Source organism: Nonomuraea sp. NPDC003560 (genome assembly GCF_042878785.1).
Taxonomy (GTDB): domain Bacteria; phylum Actinomycetota; class Actinomycetes; order Streptosporangiales; family Streptosporangiaceae; genus Nonomuraea.
Genome location: NZ_JBIAOF010000016.1, coordinates 200,422 through 215,723, shown reverse-complemented (window position 1 = coordinate 215,723; position 15,302 = coordinate 200,422). Strand labels below are relative to the sequence as shown.

At 75.0% G+C, this 15,302-nt stretch carries 18 protein-coding genes; 7 read left to right on the top strand and 11 right to left on the bottom strand.

Annotated features, from left to right (window positions below):
* Positions 1-34: 34 nt before the first annotated feature.
* Positions 35-637 carry a histidine phosphatase family protein gene (locus ACFYUV_RS45425; RefSeq protein WP_387680904.1) on the bottom strand — a complete coding sequence of 201 codons (603 nt, stop codon included), beginning with the start codon at positions 635-637 and terminating at the stop codon, positions 35-37.
* Between the two features lie 52 nt (positions 638-689).
* Positions 690-1,970, bottom strand: coding sequence for a PEP/pyruvate-binding domain-containing protein (locus ACFYUV_RS45420; RefSeq protein WP_387680901.1), 1,281 nt, complete (start codon positions 1,968-1,970; stop codon positions 690-692).
* A gap of 58 nt (positions 1,971-2,028) precedes the next feature.
* Here ACFYUV_RS45420 and ACFYUV_RS45415 point away from each other — a divergent pair, with 58 nt between their 5' ends.
* Both ACFYUV_RS45415 and ACFYUV_RS45410 read left to right on the top strand, forming a co-directional pair.
* On the top strand, positions 2,029-2,418 hold the full coding sequence (locus tag ACFYUV_RS45415) for a DNA-binding protein (protein ID WP_387680898.1): 390 nt from the start codon (positions 2,029-2,031) through the stop codon (positions 2,416-2,418).
* Positions 2,415-3,050, top strand: coding sequence for a transcriptional regulator (locus ACFYUV_RS45410; protein ID WP_387680895.1), 636 nt, complete (start codon positions 2,415-2,417; stop codon positions 3,048-3,050). The genes ACFYUV_RS45415 and ACFYUV_RS45410 overlap by 4 nt, the downstream gene beginning before the upstream one ends.
* 99 nt (positions 3,051-3,149) lie before the next feature.
* Here the strand turns inward: ACFYUV_RS45410 and ACFYUV_RS45405 are convergent, their stop codons facing one another.
* The 6 genes from ACFYUV_RS45405 to ACFYUV_RS45380 form a co-directional block, all read right to left on the bottom strand.
* Positions 3,150-4,541, bottom strand: a complete 1,392-nt coding sequence (locus tag ACFYUV_RS45405; protein WP_387680893.1) for a rhodanese-like domain-containing protein — start codon at positions 4,539-4,541, stop codon at positions 3,150-3,152.
* Between the two features lie 171 nt (positions 4,542-4,712).
* Complete coding sequence (locus tag ACFYUV_RS45400) at positions 4,713-4,982, bottom strand: metal-sensitive transcriptional regulator (RefSeq protein WP_352328991.1); 270 nt, start codon at positions 4,980-4,982, stop codon at positions 4,713-4,715.
* Positions 4,983-5,063: 81 nt separating this feature from the next.
* Positions 5,064-5,792, bottom strand: a complete 729-nt coding sequence (locus tag ACFYUV_RS45395; protein ID WP_387680890.1) for a hypothetical protein — start codon at positions 5,790-5,792, stop codon at positions 5,064-5,066.
* Positions 5,779-6,291, bottom strand: a complete 513-nt coding sequence (locus tag ACFYUV_RS45390) for a SigE family RNA polymerase sigma factor (RefSeq protein ID WP_358010973.1) — start codon at positions 6,289-6,291, stop codon at positions 5,779-5,781. The genes ACFYUV_RS45395 and ACFYUV_RS45390 overlap by 14 nt, the downstream gene beginning before the upstream one ends.
* A gap of 215 nt (positions 6,292-6,506) precedes the next feature.
* On the bottom strand, positions 6,507-7,601 hold the full coding sequence (locus ACFYUV_RS45385) for a hypothetical protein (RefSeq protein ID WP_387680887.1): 1,095 nt from the start codon (positions 7,599-7,601) through the stop codon (positions 6,507-6,509).
* 34 nt (positions 7,602-7,635) lie between these two features.
* Entirely contained in the window at positions 7,636-8,133 is a 498-nt protein-coding gene (locus ACFYUV_RS45380; protein ID WP_387680884.1) for a winged helix-turn-helix transcriptional regulator, read from the bottom strand.
* 93 nt (positions 8,134-8,226) lie between these two features.
* On the opposite strand from ACFYUV_RS45380, the gene ACFYUV_RS45375 reads away from it, so the two are divergent.
* Positions 8,227-8,607, top strand: a complete 381-nt coding sequence (locus ACFYUV_RS45375; protein ID WP_387680881.1) for a TIGR03618 family F420-dependent PPOX class oxidoreductase — start codon at positions 8,227-8,229, stop codon at positions 8,605-8,607.
* On the opposite strand, the gene ACFYUV_RS45370 is transcribed toward ACFYUV_RS45375, so the two are convergent.
* The gene (locus tag ACFYUV_RS45370; RefSeq protein ID WP_387680879.1) at positions 8,576-9,727 is read right to left on the bottom strand and encodes a hypothetical protein; all 1,152 of its coding nucleotides are present in this window, start codon (positions 9,725-9,727) and stop codon (positions 8,576-8,578) included. The two genes, ACFYUV_RS45375 and ACFYUV_RS45370, sit on opposite strands and share 32 nt — an antisense overlap.
* 120 nt (positions 9,728-9,847) lie before the next feature.
* Between ACFYUV_RS45370 and ACFYUV_RS45365 the strand changes: the two genes are divergently transcribed.
* Complete coding sequence (locus ACFYUV_RS45365; protein ID WP_387680877.1) at positions 9,848-10,939, top strand: sensor histidine kinase; 1,092 nt, start codon at positions 9,848-9,850, stop codon at positions 10,937-10,939.
* Positions 10,936-11,565 carry a response regulator gene (locus tag ACFYUV_RS45360; RefSeq protein ID WP_387680874.1) on the top strand — a complete coding sequence of 210 codons (630 nt, stop codon included), beginning with the start codon at positions 10,936-10,938 and terminating at the stop codon, positions 11,563-11,565. Before ACFYUV_RS45365 ends, ACFYUV_RS45360 begins: the two co-directional genes overlap by 4 nt.
* A gap of 31 nt (positions 11,566-11,596) precedes the next feature.
* On the opposite strand, the gene ACFYUV_RS45355 is transcribed toward ACFYUV_RS45360, so the two are convergent.
* Entirely contained in the window at positions 11,597-12,373 is a 777-nt protein-coding gene (locus tag ACFYUV_RS45355) for a class I SAM-dependent methyltransferase (RefSeq protein WP_387680871.1), read from the bottom strand.
* Between the two features lie 105 nt (positions 12,374-12,478).
* Here ACFYUV_RS45355 and ACFYUV_RS45350 point away from each other — a divergent pair, with 105 nt between their 5' ends.
* Complete coding sequence (locus ACFYUV_RS45350; protein WP_387680869.1) at positions 12,479-13,021, top strand: RICIN domain-containing protein; 543 nt, start codon at positions 12,479-12,481, stop codon at positions 13,019-13,021.
* A gap of 42 nt (positions 13,022-13,063) precedes the next feature.
* Here ACFYUV_RS45350 and ACFYUV_RS45345 read toward each other — a convergent pair whose 3' ends face one another.
* Complete coding sequence (locus ACFYUV_RS45345; protein ID WP_387680867.1) at positions 13,064-13,669, bottom strand: TetR/AcrR family transcriptional regulator; 606 nt, start codon at positions 13,667-13,669, stop codon at positions 13,064-13,066.
* 69 nt (positions 13,670-13,738) lie between these two features.
* On the opposite strand from ACFYUV_RS45345, the gene ACFYUV_RS45340 reads away from it, so the two are divergent.
* Positions 13,739-15,286 carry an FAD-dependent monooxygenase gene (locus ACFYUV_RS45340; RefSeq protein WP_387680864.1) on the top strand — a complete coding sequence of 516 codons (1,548 nt, stop codon included), beginning with the start codon at positions 13,739-13,741 and terminating at the stop codon, positions 15,284-15,286.
* The last annotated feature ends 16 nt before the right edge of the window (positions 15,287-15,302 follow it).

Sequence of the window (15,302 nt, the reverse complement as noted above, 5' to 3'; positions counted from 1 at the left end):
CCGACGCCACCTCCTGACGCCCCCGGCCCGCCGCTCACGGCCACATGTCCTGGGGGAACCCGGTCCAGCGCAGGCCGGACGGGAGGTGGCTCAGGTCGTTGAACATGACCATCGTGGGCGGCAGGCCGGTGCGGTACTCGATGATCGTCAGGCCGGTGTTGGCGCTGTTCAGGCCGAGCCACCGGGGCGGCGGCGCCTCCAGCGCGTGCCGTACCAGCCAGGCGATCTGACCGGCGTGCGTCACCAGCACCTCGTGCACGTCGGACGCGGGCTCGTCGGGGACCTTCGCGAACCGGGCGACCAGGGCGTCGGCGAGCGCGCGGCCCGCCTCCGCCTCCGCCTGGTCGAAGCCGTCGAAGTAGCCGGCCCAGGACGCGGGCGTCTCGGCGGGGGCGGGCACGTACGGCACATGGTCGACGAGTTCGTCGGCCGCGGCCACCGGCACGCCGGGCAGAGGCCGGGCGAGCTCGCGCGCGCTCTCGGCGGCACGCGGCAGCGGCGAGTGCCACACCGCGCCGATCGGCATCCCGGCCAGCCGTTCGCCGAGCAGGGCCGCCTGCTGCCGCCCGGCGTCGGTGAGCTGCCCGAACGCGTCGGCCGCGCCGTGGCGGGCCAGGTAGAGGCGTCGTAGCGACATAGGTGGTCGGGGAGCGGCGTGTCGCAGGCCGCTCCCCTCTCCTTTCCCAGGGTCAGGTGGCGGTGACGGTACCGGCGGTGCCGTCGACGGTGACGGGCGCGCCGTCCCGGAGCCTGCTGGTCACGTCCGGGACGCCGAGGACGGCGGGGATGGCGTGCTCGCGGGCCACGATCGCGGCGTGGGACAGCACGCCGCCGGTCTCGGTGACGACGCCGGCGACGATGCGCAGCAGCGGCGTCCACGCCGGGTCGGTGAAGGGGCAGACGAGCACGTCGCCCGGGAGCACGCGGGCGAAGTCGCGCGGCCCGCGCACGATCCGCGCGGGGCCGGTCACGGCTCCGCGGCTGCCCGGCGTCCCGACGAGCGCCCCGGCAGGCACGTCCGCCGCCAGGGCGGGCGGGCCGGCGGTCGGGGGCGCGGCGGTGACCGGGCGGGCTTGGAGGATCCAGACGCGGCCGCCCGCGACGGCCCACTCGACGTCCTGCGGCCCGCCGCGCAGGGCCGCGATCCGCGTGCCCAGCCCGGCCAGCCGCACGGCGGTCGCGTCGTCGATCGCCGCCCGCCCCCGGACGTCGTCGGGCACGTTCCGCACGACGAGCCGCGCGCCCTCCCGGTCGAGGCGGGTGCGTTTGTCGGCCACGGCGCGCACGACCGATCCGTCCGCGGCGACCCGGTAGGAGTCGGGGGTGACCGTGCCGCCCACGACGCTGGGCCCGAGCCCCCACGACGCCTCGATCCCTGTGGGCTCGTCCGGCCCGCCGGGGGTGAACATGACCCCGGACGCCTCGGCGTCCAGGTGGCGCTGGACGACCACGGCCATCGCCGGGCCGTCGCCGGACCCGCCGCCGTAGCCGTCGCCGTAGCCGTCGCCGTAGCCGTCGCCGTCGCCGTCGCCGGACCCGCGGCCGGCGGCGGCGCGCGGCGAGAACAGCGAGGCCCAGCAGGCGCGCACGGCCTCGGCCACCCCGCCCGCGCCGCGCACGGCGAGGAAGCTCTCGTACCGGCCGGCGGCCGAGCTCAGGCCGGTGTCCTCGTCGGCCGCCGACGACCGCACGGCCACGGGCGGGTCGCCGAGCGCGCCGAGCCCCCGCGTCAGCGCCGCGGCCAGCCCGGCGTCGAGCGTGCGCGCCTCGATCGCCCGCCGCGCCGCGGCCAGGTCGTCCGGTCCGGCGGTGTGCCGCCCGAGGTCCAGGCCGCGGACCGCGGCGAGGTAGGCGGCGAACGGCACCACGAAGCCGTCCGGGACCGGCAGCCCGGCCCGCAGCAGCGCGCCGAGCGCGCCGCCCTTGCCCCCGCAGGTGTCGGCCGCGGCCTCCACAAGGGGTACGATCATCCGCCCGCCCTTCAACAAAATGTTGACGATGTCCCGCCGATTGTGAATCATGGCCCGCATGCAACGCAACCACGACCCCGCCCTGAACGCGGACCAGCTCCACGCCCAGCGCGAGACGGAGGCCCGCCGGCGGCTCATGGCCCTGGGCGCCGACCTGCTCGACCCGCGCCCGTGGCAACCCCCGCCCGTCCCGCCGTCGGCGGTCGACCTGACGCGGTTCGCCGTCTGGCGCAACGCCGGCCTGGAGCCGGAGGACATCCTGGGCGCGCTGGCCCTGCTGCCCGCCGCGCGCGCCGAGGTCGAGGCGATCGAGTCGGCCCTGCTGTTCACCGCCCGCAGCGCCGGGCTGACCTGGGCGCAGATGGCGGAGGCGATGGGGTTCAACTCGCCGCAGGCGTGCCAGCAGCACTACACCCGCCTGACCACCCGTCAGGAGGCCGGCTCATGACCTGGCAGTCCGCGCCCGGCCTGCTGGCGCTGCACGCCGTACGCGTCACCGGCTTCGCCGACACCCCGGTGCTCGCCCGCCGGTACGCGCTCGGCGTGGCCGAGACGGAGGAGGAACTGCTCGACGCCGAGGCGCGCGGGTGGGTGAGCCGCTCCGAGTTCGCCGGCACCGGCGGCTGGTCGCTCACCGAGACGGGCCGGGCCGAGGACGAGCGGCGCCTGGCCGCCGAGCTCGACCAGGCCGGCGGCGGGCAGGAGGTCCGCGACGTCCACCGCGAGTTCCTCCCGCTGAACGCCCTGCTGCTCAAGGCGTGCACCGACTGGCAGCTGCGCCCGGACGGCCGCGACCGGCTGGCCGCCAACGACCACTCCGACCCCGCCTGGGACGCCCGGATCCTGCACGAGCTCACCGTCGTCGGCCGCGCCCTCCAGCCGCTCGCCGACCGGCTGACCGGCGTCCTGGCCCGGTTCGGCGGGTACGACACGCGCTTCGCCGCGGCCCTGGCCCGCGCCCGCAACGGGGAGGGCGCGTGGGTCGACCGCACCGACGTCGACTCCTGTCACCGCGTCTGGTTCGAGCTGCACGAGGACCTGATCTCCACCCTCGGCCTCGACCGCCACGCCCACTCCTGACGGCGGCGCGCGTCCGGGCGCGGGGTGGTGTGGTGCGCACAGCAGGCCGAGCGGCACGTCGCGGGAGCCCGGGACGCGCACGGCGGCGACCTCGCCGGGTCAGTCGTCGGTGATGGTCAGGCCCGCCTCGGCGGCCGCCGCGTAGGCGTCGTCGATGTGCACCACGCGGCGTCCGGCGCGAGCGAGCAGGCTGGTGGCGGCGGCCGCCCGGTAGCCGGAGCCGCAGTGCGTCCACACCGTGCCGGCCGGGACGTCGGCCAGGCGGTGCGGCAGGTCGGGCAGCGGGATGTGGATGGCGCCCGCGACGTGGCCGGCCCGCCATTCGTTGGTCATGCGCACGTCCAGCACGACGTCCGGGGCGGGCAGGTGCGCGGGCGCGCGCCCGGCGCGGACGGCGGCCAGGTCGGCGAACGTGGCCACCGCCAGCTCGCCCAGCCGGTCGTCGTGGCCGCCGGCCCACCGGCCGGGGTCGCCGGTCGCGGCGGCGGCCGGGCGGTCGACGCCGATGCGGGCCAGTTCGCGCTGGGCGGCGGCGACCTGCGCGGCGTCCTCGCCCAGCAGGGTGATCGGCGCACCCCAGGGAGCCATCCAGGCGAGCCAGGTGGACATCGGGCCGTCCAGGCCGAAGCTGAGGGTGCCGGTCAGGTGGCGGCTGGCGAACGCCTTGCGGGAGCGCAGGTCCACCACCCATTCCCCGGCCGCGATCCGCTTCCCGAGCTCCTCGGGGTCGGCGGTCCGTACGGGGGTGAGGTCGATCGGGCCGCCGCCGTCGGAGTTGCGCGGGCCCATGTGGGCGTAGTAGGCGGGGTAGGCGTCGAGACCGGCGAGGGTCTGGGCGACGAAGTCGTCGGCCTCCAGGCGCAGCGCCGGGTTGGCCTGCCGCTCGCGGCCGATCGTGGAGGCCGGGGCGTCGGCCTGCGTGGCCGAGCAGAAGCTGCCGAAGCCGTGGGTGGGCCACACGTGGGCGCCGTCGGGCAGCAGGTCGGCCAGGCGGTGCGCCGAGGTGTGCTGGCGGTGGGCCAGGTCGTGGGCGTGCTCGGCGCCGAGCAGGTCGGTGCGGCCGGTGGTGCCGAAGAGCAGGGAGCCGCCGGTGAAGACGCCTTCGGGGCCGTCCGGGCCGGTCAGGATGTACGACAGGTGATGGAAGGTGTGGCCGGGCGTGGCCACTGCCTGGACGCTCATGGCGCCGGACAGCGTGACCTCGTCGCCGTCGGAGACCGGCCGGCGGTCGAACCGCACGGTCTCGTCGGCGGCGACCAGGTAGGCGGCGCCGGTCACCCGGGCCAGGGCCAGGCCGCCCGAGACGTAGTCGTTGTGCAGGTGGGTCTCGGCCACGTGGGTGATGCGCACGCCGAGCCGTCCGGCCAGGGCGAGGATCCGGTCGATGTCCCGCTGCGGGTCGACGACCAGGGCGACCTGGCCGTCGTGGGCGAGGTAGCTGCGGTCGCCCAGGGAAGAGGTCTCCACCACCTCGATGTGGATCGTGCTCATCTTCTTCGCCGCCTTCGTGTCGTCGCAGTCGCGGTCCGGCCGGTTTCCGGGTCAGGGACCGTCCTACCCATTGATACCCTGGGGGGTATCCCTGAGGTAAAAAGACGGGCATGCTCGGGCGTACGAGTTCATTCGTCGCCGTCGGATGCCCGTGGGGAGATCAGTGCCGCATCAGGACAGGGCCAGGAACAGCTTCTCCAGCCGCTCCGGCGTGATGGCCGGCTCCTCGCCGCGCTCGCGCGCCGCCTGGCACTGCTGCAGGCCGGTGGAGATGATCTTGAATCCGGCCCGGTCCAGGGCCTTGGACACCGCCGCGAGCTGGGTCAGCACCCGCTCGCAGTCGTCACCGTTCTCGATCATGGCGATCACCCCGCCGAGCTGGCCGTGGGCCCGCTTGAGCCGGGTGAGCGCCTCGGCCAGGACGGCCGCGTTCATGTCCATTCGCTCCACCTCCACCGCCAATATACCCCCCGAGGTATGGTGCCGCGCACGTCCGCGGGGGCGCGGTGGAGGCGGAGGCGGTCACGGGTTGGGGGTGAGCCCTTCGGCGATCTTCTTCAGCTCGGCGGACACGCCCTCGGCGTCGCGGAACTCCTTGGCGTACGTCGGGCTGAACATGATCTCGGCCCACTGTTTGTCGCCCATGCGGAGGAAGAGGGTGGGGGTGCCCGCCATGCCGTCCTCACCGACGTTCTGCACGACCAGGTAGCCGCCGCGGTCGCCGACGGTCACCTCCTCGCCGTCCCCCTCGTCGCGGTAGGCCGCGATCCGGTCGCCGAGCTCCTGGACGGCCCCCTCCTCGTACATGTAGATCTGCACCCGGTAGGAGCCCGGGTCGTCGCCCTCGTAGAAGTAGGCGGTGGTGTACTTGTCGCCGAAGTCCACCGACCAGCCGGACCACTTCAGCCGCTCGGGCAGGTATCCCACCTTGACGTGCCCGAACTTCATCCCGTCGCCCAGGTCGCCGAGGCTCGGCGGTTCCGACGGCTGGGGCGGGGTGTCGTCGATGGCGGGCGGCTCCGGCGTCACGGAGATCGTGACCTGGCCGCCCGTCGCGGTCGTCGTGCTCGCGCCCAGGTACGCCACGGGCGCGGCCACGACCGCCACGGACGCCGACAACGCCGCGATCCGGCCCCTCACCCGCCTGCGCCGGGACCCGCGCACCACCCGTTCCACCAGGTCGGGCGCGGCGTGCAGCCGGGCGGTCTCCTCCGTCATGAGCCGGAGGAGCTCCTCCTCAAGCGTGGGCATTCCTGATCACTCCTTCCACTGTCTCCCGTCCGAGGGCCGAACGGAGTTTGGCCGTCGCCTTCGACGCCTGGCTCTTGACCGTGCCGACCGAGCAGCCGAGCACTTCGGCGGTCTGCGCCTCGCTGAGGTCCTCCCAGTACCGCAGGACGATCACCGCCCGCTGCCGGGGCGGCAGGGCGCGCAGCGCGTCCATGAGCACCTGGCGCAGGTCGGTGTCCGTCGCCCGGTCCGGAGTGTCCGGCGGGCTGTGCATCGGGATGATCCTGAGGATCGCCCGGCGGCGGGCCCGGCTGATGGCGGCGTTGACGATGACGCGGCGCACGTACGGCTCGGGGCTGTCGTGGCGGACCCGGTCCCAGTTCCGATAGGTGCGCTCCAGCGCGGTCTGCAGCAGGTCCTCCGCCTCCGCCTCGTCACCGCAGGCGAGGTAGGCGACCCGTAGCAGGCTCGTGGCGCGTGCGGCCACGAATGCGCCGAAGTCGTGTTCCGTGGCGCTCACGGCTGTCTGTCCGATTTCACGCTTCCTTATACGCCTGGGCGCCGGCGGCGGTTGCCCGCGAGAGCGGGGGAAGGCGGCGGGCAACCCTTCGGAGCGAGTCGATCGACGGGAAGACCGTGCGGCCGTCCACCGAGCCGGCCAAGGGCCACGTGAGGGCCGTGCGGGAAACTCGTCCGTCACCACCCTGGCCGAGGTCGGCTCTTCGGGGGCGGCCGTCAGGCGCGGAGGACCTCCACCCAGTAGCGGCCCTCGCCGTCGCGGTGGGCGCCGTGGATGTCGGTGGCCAGGTCGGGGAAGGTCCGGTCGAAGTCCTCCAGGGCGCGCAGGTAGTGCATCAGCGGGCCGTCGGCCGCGCCGGTCGCCTCGCCCGGCATCAGCATGGGGATCCCGGGCGGGGTGACCACCACGGTCGCCGCCACCACCCGCCCGGCCAGCCGGGCCGGCGGGACCCGCTCGGTACGGGAGCGGATCATGGCCTGGTAGACGTCGGCGGGCGTGGAGACCGGCTCCGGCAGCGCGGTGAAGACCTGGTCGAGCAGCGCGCCCACGCCCGAGTCGCGCAGCTTGGCGTGCACCTCGCCGCAGAACGCCCGCAACGACACGCCGGACGGCCCGAACCCGGGCAGCACGTCCGCCAGCGCCCTGTCGTCGTCGTAGGCGTTCTTGAAGTCGGTGAGCGCGTCGATCAGCGTGCCCCACTTGCCCTTGGTGATGCCCATCGAGAACAGCACCAGCAGGGTGTGGTCGCCGGTCTTCTCCACCACGATGCCGCGCCGCTGCAGGTAGGCGGCCACGACCTTGGCCGGGATGCCCCACTCCAGCGTGCCCTCGGCCGCGTCCGCGCCGGGGCAGGTGATCGTCACCTTGACCGGGTCGAGCAGGGCGTAGTCGTCGCGCATGCCGTCGAAGCCGTGCCAGGCGGCGCCGGGCTCCAGCACCCAGCAGCGCGGCTCCGAGCACAGCAGCGCCGGGTCGGCGTCGGCGAAGGGCACGGCCCGGCCGGTGTGCGGGTCGAGCACCGAGGGCGGCTGCCAGAGGCCGAAGAACCAGCCGGGCCGGCGGCCGTCCTCGCGGATGCGGGCGGCCAGCCGGGTCATCGCCTGCCGGAACCGGACCGCCTCGACGATCGCCTCGCCGGTCAGGAACGACCCGGAGGGGCCGTCCATCATCGCCGCGGCCACGTCGAGGGAGGCGATCATGGGGTACAGCGGCGAGGTCGAGGCGTGCATCAGGTACGTCTCGTTGAACGCGTCGAAGTCGACCGGCGCCCGCGGCGCGGGCCGGACGTGCAACATCGCCGCCTGCGACAACGCGGACCGGTCCTCCGTGGCGCCGGGCGCCGATTCATCCGGGCAGGCCGGCCGCGCCGGGGCCGGGCGTCGATTTGTCCGGGCCGGCCGCGCCGGGGCCGGGCAGCAGGTCGACGTCGCCGGCGTGCATCGGCGCGCCGCAGTGGGCGCAGCGCAGCTCCACGGCGCTGATCTCGCCGCAGGCGTGGTGGCGGTAGAGCACGGGCGGCCCGGCCTGGCCCGCGAGCCACCGGTCACCCCATCCGGCCATGACCATGAGCAGGTCGACCAGCTCGGCGCCCTTGACCGTCAGGTGGTATTCGTGGCGCGGCCGCCGGTCGTAGGGGCGGCGTTCGAGGACGCCGTGGTCGACGAGGTGGGTGAGCCGTTCGGTCAGCACCTTGCGGGAGATGCCGAGATCGGCCTGGAGCTGGTCGAACCGCCGTACTCCGGCCCACACGTCCCGCAGGATCAGCGGCGACCACGGCTCGCCGATCACGTCGAGGGTGCGGGCGATGGAGCAGGCCATCTCCGCGAAGTTCGTGCGCTGCATGGACCCAGCCTACCTTTCGGGGTTCCCTGAAGGAACTCTCGGTGCTACGGTTGCAGAGTCTCCTCAAGGAACTCCAGAATCCGGAGAGAACCCATGAAACTCGACCCCGACGTGCGCGGCGTGCTCGACGGCACCCCGATCGCCCATCTCGCCACCGTCCTGCCCGACGGCGCCCCCCATTCCGTCCCGGTCTGGATCGGCACGCACGGCGACCATGTCGCCGTCCTCACCGGCCCGCGCTCCCACAAGGCGCTCAACCTGCGGCGCGACCCGCGGGTCGCGCTCTCCCTGACGCCGCCCGGCGACCCGTTCCGGCCGGTGCTCGTCCGGGGCAGGGTCGTGGAGTGGGTCGAGGGCGAGGCGGGCTGGGAGATCGTCGACCGGATCGCCGCGAAGTACATCGGCGGTCCCTACTCGCGCGCGGAGGAACGGGTCGTCCTGCTCATCGAGCCCGACCGGCAGAGCGCGGGCTGACCTCCGCCGCCGGAGGCGGGCTCGCCCGGCGGCGCCGGTGGTAGCAGACGGCGGCGGTGGCCAGCGCGGCGCCCCACACCGGCCAGAAGCACTCCGGCAGCCAGGCTCCCCACTCCTCCAGGGCGAACCTGCCGGCCACGGTCCAGCGGATGTAGGTGAGCCCGGCCACCGTGACGATGATCGAGACGAACCCGGCCGGGACGACCGCCAGCAGCGGCGGCACCCGCCGGCCGCGCAGCCCCGGGATCCACCGCGGGAACACCTCGCCCCACCGCTGGACCAGCCCGAGGGTCAGCACGCCGCCCAGCGCCCCGAACGTCGCCAGGTACGCCCCCGCCAGCCACAGCCCGTCCTCGCCCGCGGCCAGGAACTCCGTGCTCACGCCGAGCGGGATGCCCAGCGCCCAGGCCCACCGGGTGGCGCAGTAGACCAGCGGCACCGCGACCGCCACGTACACCGCGATCCGCCCGCGCGCCGGGGTGAACCAGTTCCCGCGCCCGCGCCCGTGGTCCCGCGCGGCGGCGGCCAGCAGCAGGCCGCCCAGCACGCACACGAGCTGGTTGAGCACCGGCCACGGCCAGGCGTCGGCGAACGTCGCGCCGCCCAGCCCCCAGCCGAACAGGGGCGCGGCCAGGAGCAACGGCGTGTAGGCGACGCCCATCATCAGCCGCGAGTCCGGAACCACCAGCACCAGCAACGCGGCGATCGGCCAGGCCAGAAGGACCGGCACCCGCCCCCACACCCCCTTCGCCGGGCGCTCACCACCCCGGGGGCTCGTCCCGGGTCGGCGCGGCGGCCCGGGCCGGAGCGGCGGAGGGGCGTCCGGCCCAGGTCGGCGCGGCGGAGGGTCGTCCGGTACGGGGTCGTTCGCCGGGTGGGCGTCGTCGCGGCGGGTCAGGGCCAGTGCCGTCGCGGCCACCAGGGCCGAGAACGCCGCGATCCACCAGCCGAACGGCGGCGCCGTGCCGGCCAGGGTCGACAGCGCGCCGTCGGGGTCGGGATCGTCGGCCCCCCAGGGGTAACCGGGCGCCCCGAGCGCCCACGCCGCGCCGAGCAGGCCGTAGGCGACCGCCCACAGCGCCGCCGCGTACCCGTACCGGCCGGAAGTGAAGATCGTCATGCCGACGAGCCTTCCAGCGCGGGCGCACGGCGGGCAGATGCCGTTCGGCACCTCCCGCGGGCCGCGGCAGTGCCGTTCGGCACGTGGGGGCGCGCGGCGCGGGCGCATATCGTGTCCTGGGTGAACGTGCTGTGGATGGCCGCCGCCGCGCTGCCGGCGGCGGTCGCCGTCGCCGTGGCGGCGATCGGGTTGTTCCTGACCAGGAGCAGGGCCGGGAGCAGGGCCGGGAGCAGGGTCGGGAGCAGGACCGGGTGGCTCGCCTGGCTGGTCCTGCCGGCCGCGGGCGCGTCCCTGGCGGTCACGGCCCTGTGGCGGGCCGCCGGAGGGCCGTCCACGCCGGGCGTGGGCGCGCTGGGCATGGCCGAGAGCGCGGCGCTGACGGTCGCGGCCGGGCTGGTCGTCCGGTACGCGCCGGTCCGCCGGGCCGTGCCCGCGGCGCTGCTGGCGGGGCTCGCCGCGGCCACCTGGCTGCCGCGGGTCTTCACCCCGGCCTCCGCGCTGGAGGCGGTGGGGGCGTGCGCGTTCTGGGGGGCGGGCGTGCTGGCGGGCGCCGCCGTGGGCGCCTACCTGCGCCTGCTCGACGTACGGCAGCGGCGGGCGGTGGCCGACACCCGCACCGTCCTGCGGCTGCGGCTGGCCGGCGACCTGCACGACTTCCTCGCCCACGACATCAGCGAGATGGTCGCGCACGCCCAGGCGGGCGCCGTCGCGGGCGATCCGCTGCGGGCCCTGCAACGCGTCGAGGCGGCCGGTCAACGGGCCCTGTCCACGCTCGACCGCACGCTCGACATGCTCCACCACGACCGGCCCCTCGGCCCGTCCGGCGACCTGGACGGCGTCGCCGAGGCCGCCGCGCGCTTCTCCGCCGCCGGATCCGCGCACGTCGGCGTGCGGATCGACCGCGCGGCGGCCGTCCCGGCGGAGACGGCGGCGCTGGCCTACCGGATCGTGATCGAAGGGCTGACCAACATCCGGCGGCACGCGCCGCGGGCCGGCCGCGTCGAGCTGTCCGTCACGACGCCGGGCGACGTCCTGGAGATCACCCTGACCAACGACGGGACGTCCGGCGCGGCGAGCCGCCGCCGCGGCGGCTCCGGCCTGCCCGGCCTGGCCGCGCTCGTCGCCGAACAAGGGGGCGAGCTGGTCGCGGGGCCCGTGCCGGACGGGTGGTCGCTGGCGGCGCGGCTGCCGCTGCGACAATCTCCCGGGTGAGCATCCGCATCCTCGTCGCCGACGACCAGGAGGGCATCCGCGACGCCTTCCGCCTGATCCTCGACGCCCAGCCCGACCTGAGCGTGGTGGCCGAGGCGGCCGACGGCCGCACCGCGATCGACACCGCCCTCGCCGTCCGGCCGGACGTGGTGCTCGCCGACATCCGCATGCCCGGGGCCGACGGCATCGAGGTGACCCGCGCCCTGGCCGGCACCGGCATCCACGTGGTGGTCGTCACCACGTTCGGGCTGGAGGAGTACGTGCAGGCGGCGCTCAGGCACGGCGCGGCCGGGTTCGTGCTGAAACGTTCGGGCCCCGCGCTGCTCGTGGAGGCCGTCCGGGCGGCGGTGAACGGCGACATGCTCATCAGCCCCCAGCTCACCGTCCGGCTGCTGCGCGGCAGCGGCCCGGAACGGGAGGTCTCGGACGTGGTGCTGACCGAGCGGGAGGACGAGATCGTGGCCCTGGTGGCTCAGGGACGGACCAACGCGGAGATCGCCGCCGAGCTCTTCCTGTCCCCGGGGACGGTGAAGAACCATGTCGCCGCGGTCCAGCGCAAGATCGGCGCGAGGAACCGCGTGATGATCGCGGGATGGGCGTGGGCGACCGGCAGGGCCCAGCCGTGACGGGGTGCGCCCGTCCGTGCCGTGCCGCCGGTCAGGGGAGGTGGCGGGCCAGGTAGAGGGCCGTCTCGACGTTCAGGGCGACCTGCTCGCCGAGCGTGTCGAGGAGCGTGCCGAACAGGTTCTCGCGCACGTCCTCGGCCAGGATGCGGTAGGACGACTGGGTGGACAGCAGGGCGACGTAGTCGGCGGCCGAGACCGTGCGTCCCGACCGGTAGAGGCGGGTGCCGAGGTCGCCGAACTCGGGCGGCAGCCCCATCTCCCCGGCCCACTCGCGGGCCCCGGCCTCCTCGCCGATGGGCCTGCCGATCGGGCCGGTGTTGGGCCTGATGTGCGGGGCGAACCGCTCGTGCGCGGCCAGCAGCCGCGCGGTCACCCCCTCGTCGGCGGGCCAGTCGACGTTCCAGAACAGGGCGAGCCCGCCGCCCGGGGCCAGCGCCGCGGCGGCCCGCTGCCAGCGCACCTCCTTGTCGACCCAGTGCCACGCCTGGGCGCAGTACAGCAGGCCGAACGCCCGCTCCGGGACGTACTCCTCGAACGCCGAGACGGTGACCGTCACGTTCGGCCGGCCGGCGGTCCGCCGGGCCAGCACGGCGGCCATGGCCGGATCCGGCTCGGTGGCCACGACCTCGACGCCGGTCGCCGCGAACAGCTCCGTCGCCTTCCCCGTGCCCGCGCCCACCTCCAGCGCGGGCCCTCCGGCGTAGGCCAGCACGTCCGCGGCCAGCTGCGCCGGGTAGCCGGGCCGGACCCTGTCGTACTCGTCGGCGACCTCGCCGAAGACCCTTCCTTGAATCCGTTGTGTTGTCATGTGCACGATCCTCATTCATGATCGTCCAGGCGCACAACCCCGCCGGCGCACATTGAGTACGCGCTACTCAGGCCGGACGAGCCCGGCCGTCGCACGCTTGGTCGCATGAAGACACACCTCCTTCGCCCGGCGGCCGTCGCCGCCCCGCTGCTCGTCCTCGCGCTCACCGCCGCCCCGGCGCCCGCGTCGGCCTCGTCCGTCTGGGCCGCCTCCAACGTCCAGCTCGTCAACCGGCAGACCGGCAAGTGCCTGACCATCGCCGGCGGCGTCAGCACGGAGAACAACGTGCACGCCGTCCAGTACGACTGCGACAGCCACCCCTCCCGCCGCTGGGACGTCTGGGGCTACTCCAGCGCGGCCCTGCAGGTCAGGAACCGCCAGACCGGCAAGTGCCTGACCATCGCCGGCGGCGTCAGCACCGAGAACAACGTCGTCGCCCTCCAGTACACCTGCGACACCCACCCCTCGCGCTACTGGGCGCTCGGCAACCGCGTCGGCCAGTACGTCGAGTTCCGCAACGTGCAGACCGCCAAGTGCCTGACCATCGCCGGCGGGGTCAGCACCGCCAACAACCTGGAGGCCGTCCAGTACACCTGTGACGGGCACCCGTCCAGGTTCTGGGAGATCCGCGACTACTACGGGAGCTGACCGGCCCGCCGCCACGGGGAGGCCGCCCCTGGTGGCCGCCGGTCAGCCGGGGGACGCGCCCAGCAGGGGCAGCCACACCTCGTCCACGATCTCGGCGATCGACTCCTCCGGCACCCGGCGCATCGTGACGAGCATGTCGTGCCGGAGCAGGTCCAGCGGCAGGTTCACCACCCTGGACGAACGCGGCACGTCGGCCAGCTCGCCACGCTCGACCGCCCGGCCCACGATCGTCTCGAACGCGGTCGCCCGGCCGGGCGGCAGCAGGGTGTCGCGCAGCTCGGTGAGGCTGGTGCCGGCCTCCCGGAAGTAGTCGGCGAGCTGCACGCTCATCAGCGTCAGCATGCCCGCGCGGTCGTCGCCGGCGTTGCGCAGGAACCCGACGGCGTCCTCGCGCAGGCTGCCGGTGTCGGGCACGTCGATCAGCCGCCAGAACTTGGCGAGGGTGGCCAGCAGCAGGTCGTCGCGCCGGGGCCAGCGCCGGTAGAGCACCGGGCGGCTGGTGCCGGCGCGGGCCGCGACGGCCTCGAAGGTGAAGCCGTGGTAGCCGTGCTCGACCAGCACCTGCCAGGCGGCGTCGAGGATCGCCTCCTCCAGCGCGGGGCCGCGACGGCGGGACGCGCCGCCGGGGGCAGGGTGCTTGAGATTCACTTGCGTATCTTATCCCGGCGCTTTACGGTGGCCGGAATTAGATACAGCCCTGTACCCAAAGGACCGTCCATGATGTTCGACGTCATCGTCGTCGGCGCCGGGCCCGCCGGCCTCTTCCTCGCCTGCGAGCTGCGCCTGGCCGGCGTGCGGCCGCTGGTGCTGGAACGACGGCCGGAGCCCGACCTGTCGGACAAGGCCCACGGCCTGGCCGGGCAGGTCGTCCGGCTGCTGGACCACCGCGGCCTGTTCGAACGCTGCGGCGGCCGGGGCGTCCCGGTGCCGGCGCCGGGCCACTTCTTCGGCGGGATGCCGTTGCCGCTGCACACGCTCGGCGAGGCCAACCCGATGTACCTCCTGCCCTGCGACCAGCGCGACCTCGAACGGGTGCTCGCCGCGCGCGCGGCCGAACTGGGCGCGGAGGTGCGGCGCGGCCAGGAGGTGATCTCCTTCGCCCAGGACGCCGACCGGGTCGAGGTCGTGACCCGCGGCCCCGGCGGCGCCGAGACCACCCTCACCGCCCGCTACCTGGTCGGCTGCGACGGCGGCCACAGCATGGTCAGGAAGGCGGCGGGCATCGGCTTCCCCGGCGTCAGCGACGACCACGTCGTGGACCGCTCGGCTCTCATCGGCCCGAGCGAGCACGTCCGGATCCTGCCCGGCGGGCGCGTCCTGATCGAGGGGCTCGGCGAGATCCCCGCCCACTTCCACCGCACCGATCGCGGCGTCTTCACCCTCCTGGCCCACGACCCGCGGCGGCCGCTGATCAACACCGCCGAGTGGGAGGAGCATCCGGCGGGCGGCTACCCGGGGCCGGGCGCGCCGATGACGCTGGCCGAGATGGAGAAGAGCGTCGAACGCGTCCTCGGGGTGCGCCTGCCGCTGAGCCCGCCGCCCGAGGGAGCGCCGGTCATGCTGCGCCGGCTGTGCGGGCGCAACACCCGGCTCGCCGACCGCTACCGCGCCGGACGCGTCTTCATCGCCGGCGACGCCGCCCAGGTGAGCCACGGGCCCACCCTGAACCTGGCGCTCCAGGACGCCGCCAACCTGGCCTGGAAACTCGCCGTCACGCTCCGGGGGCGGGCCCCGGAAGGGCTGCTGGACAGCTACGAGACCGAGCGCCGCGCGTGCGCGGAACGCGTGGTCACCCAGACCCTGGCCGCGACCGCCCTGCTGGCGCCCGGCGCCGAGGTCACCGCGCTACGACGGCTGTTCGCCGAGCTCCTGGGCCGTACGGAGAACCTGCGCATGATCGCCGAGCTGATGGCGGGCGGCGACGTCCGCCACGACATGGGGGAGGAGCGGCCGGCCGGGCCCACCGGCTGGTTCGCGCCGTCCCTGGCGCTGACCACCGGCGACGGGCGGCCGCGGCGCCTGGCCGAGCTGATGCGCGACGCCCGCCCCCTGCTCCTGGACCTGACCGGCGGCGACGCCCTGGCCGCCGCCGCCGCGCCCTGGCTCGGCCGGGTGCGCCACGTGGCCGCCACCGCCACCGCCGCCACCGCCGCCGACGCCCCCGCCCCGGCGCTGCTCGTCCGGCCCGACGGCTACGTCGCCTGGGCGGGCGCGGGCCCCGACGGCCTCAGGGCCGCCCTCGCCCGCTGGTTCGGCCCGAGCTGAGCCCGGCCGTCCGGCC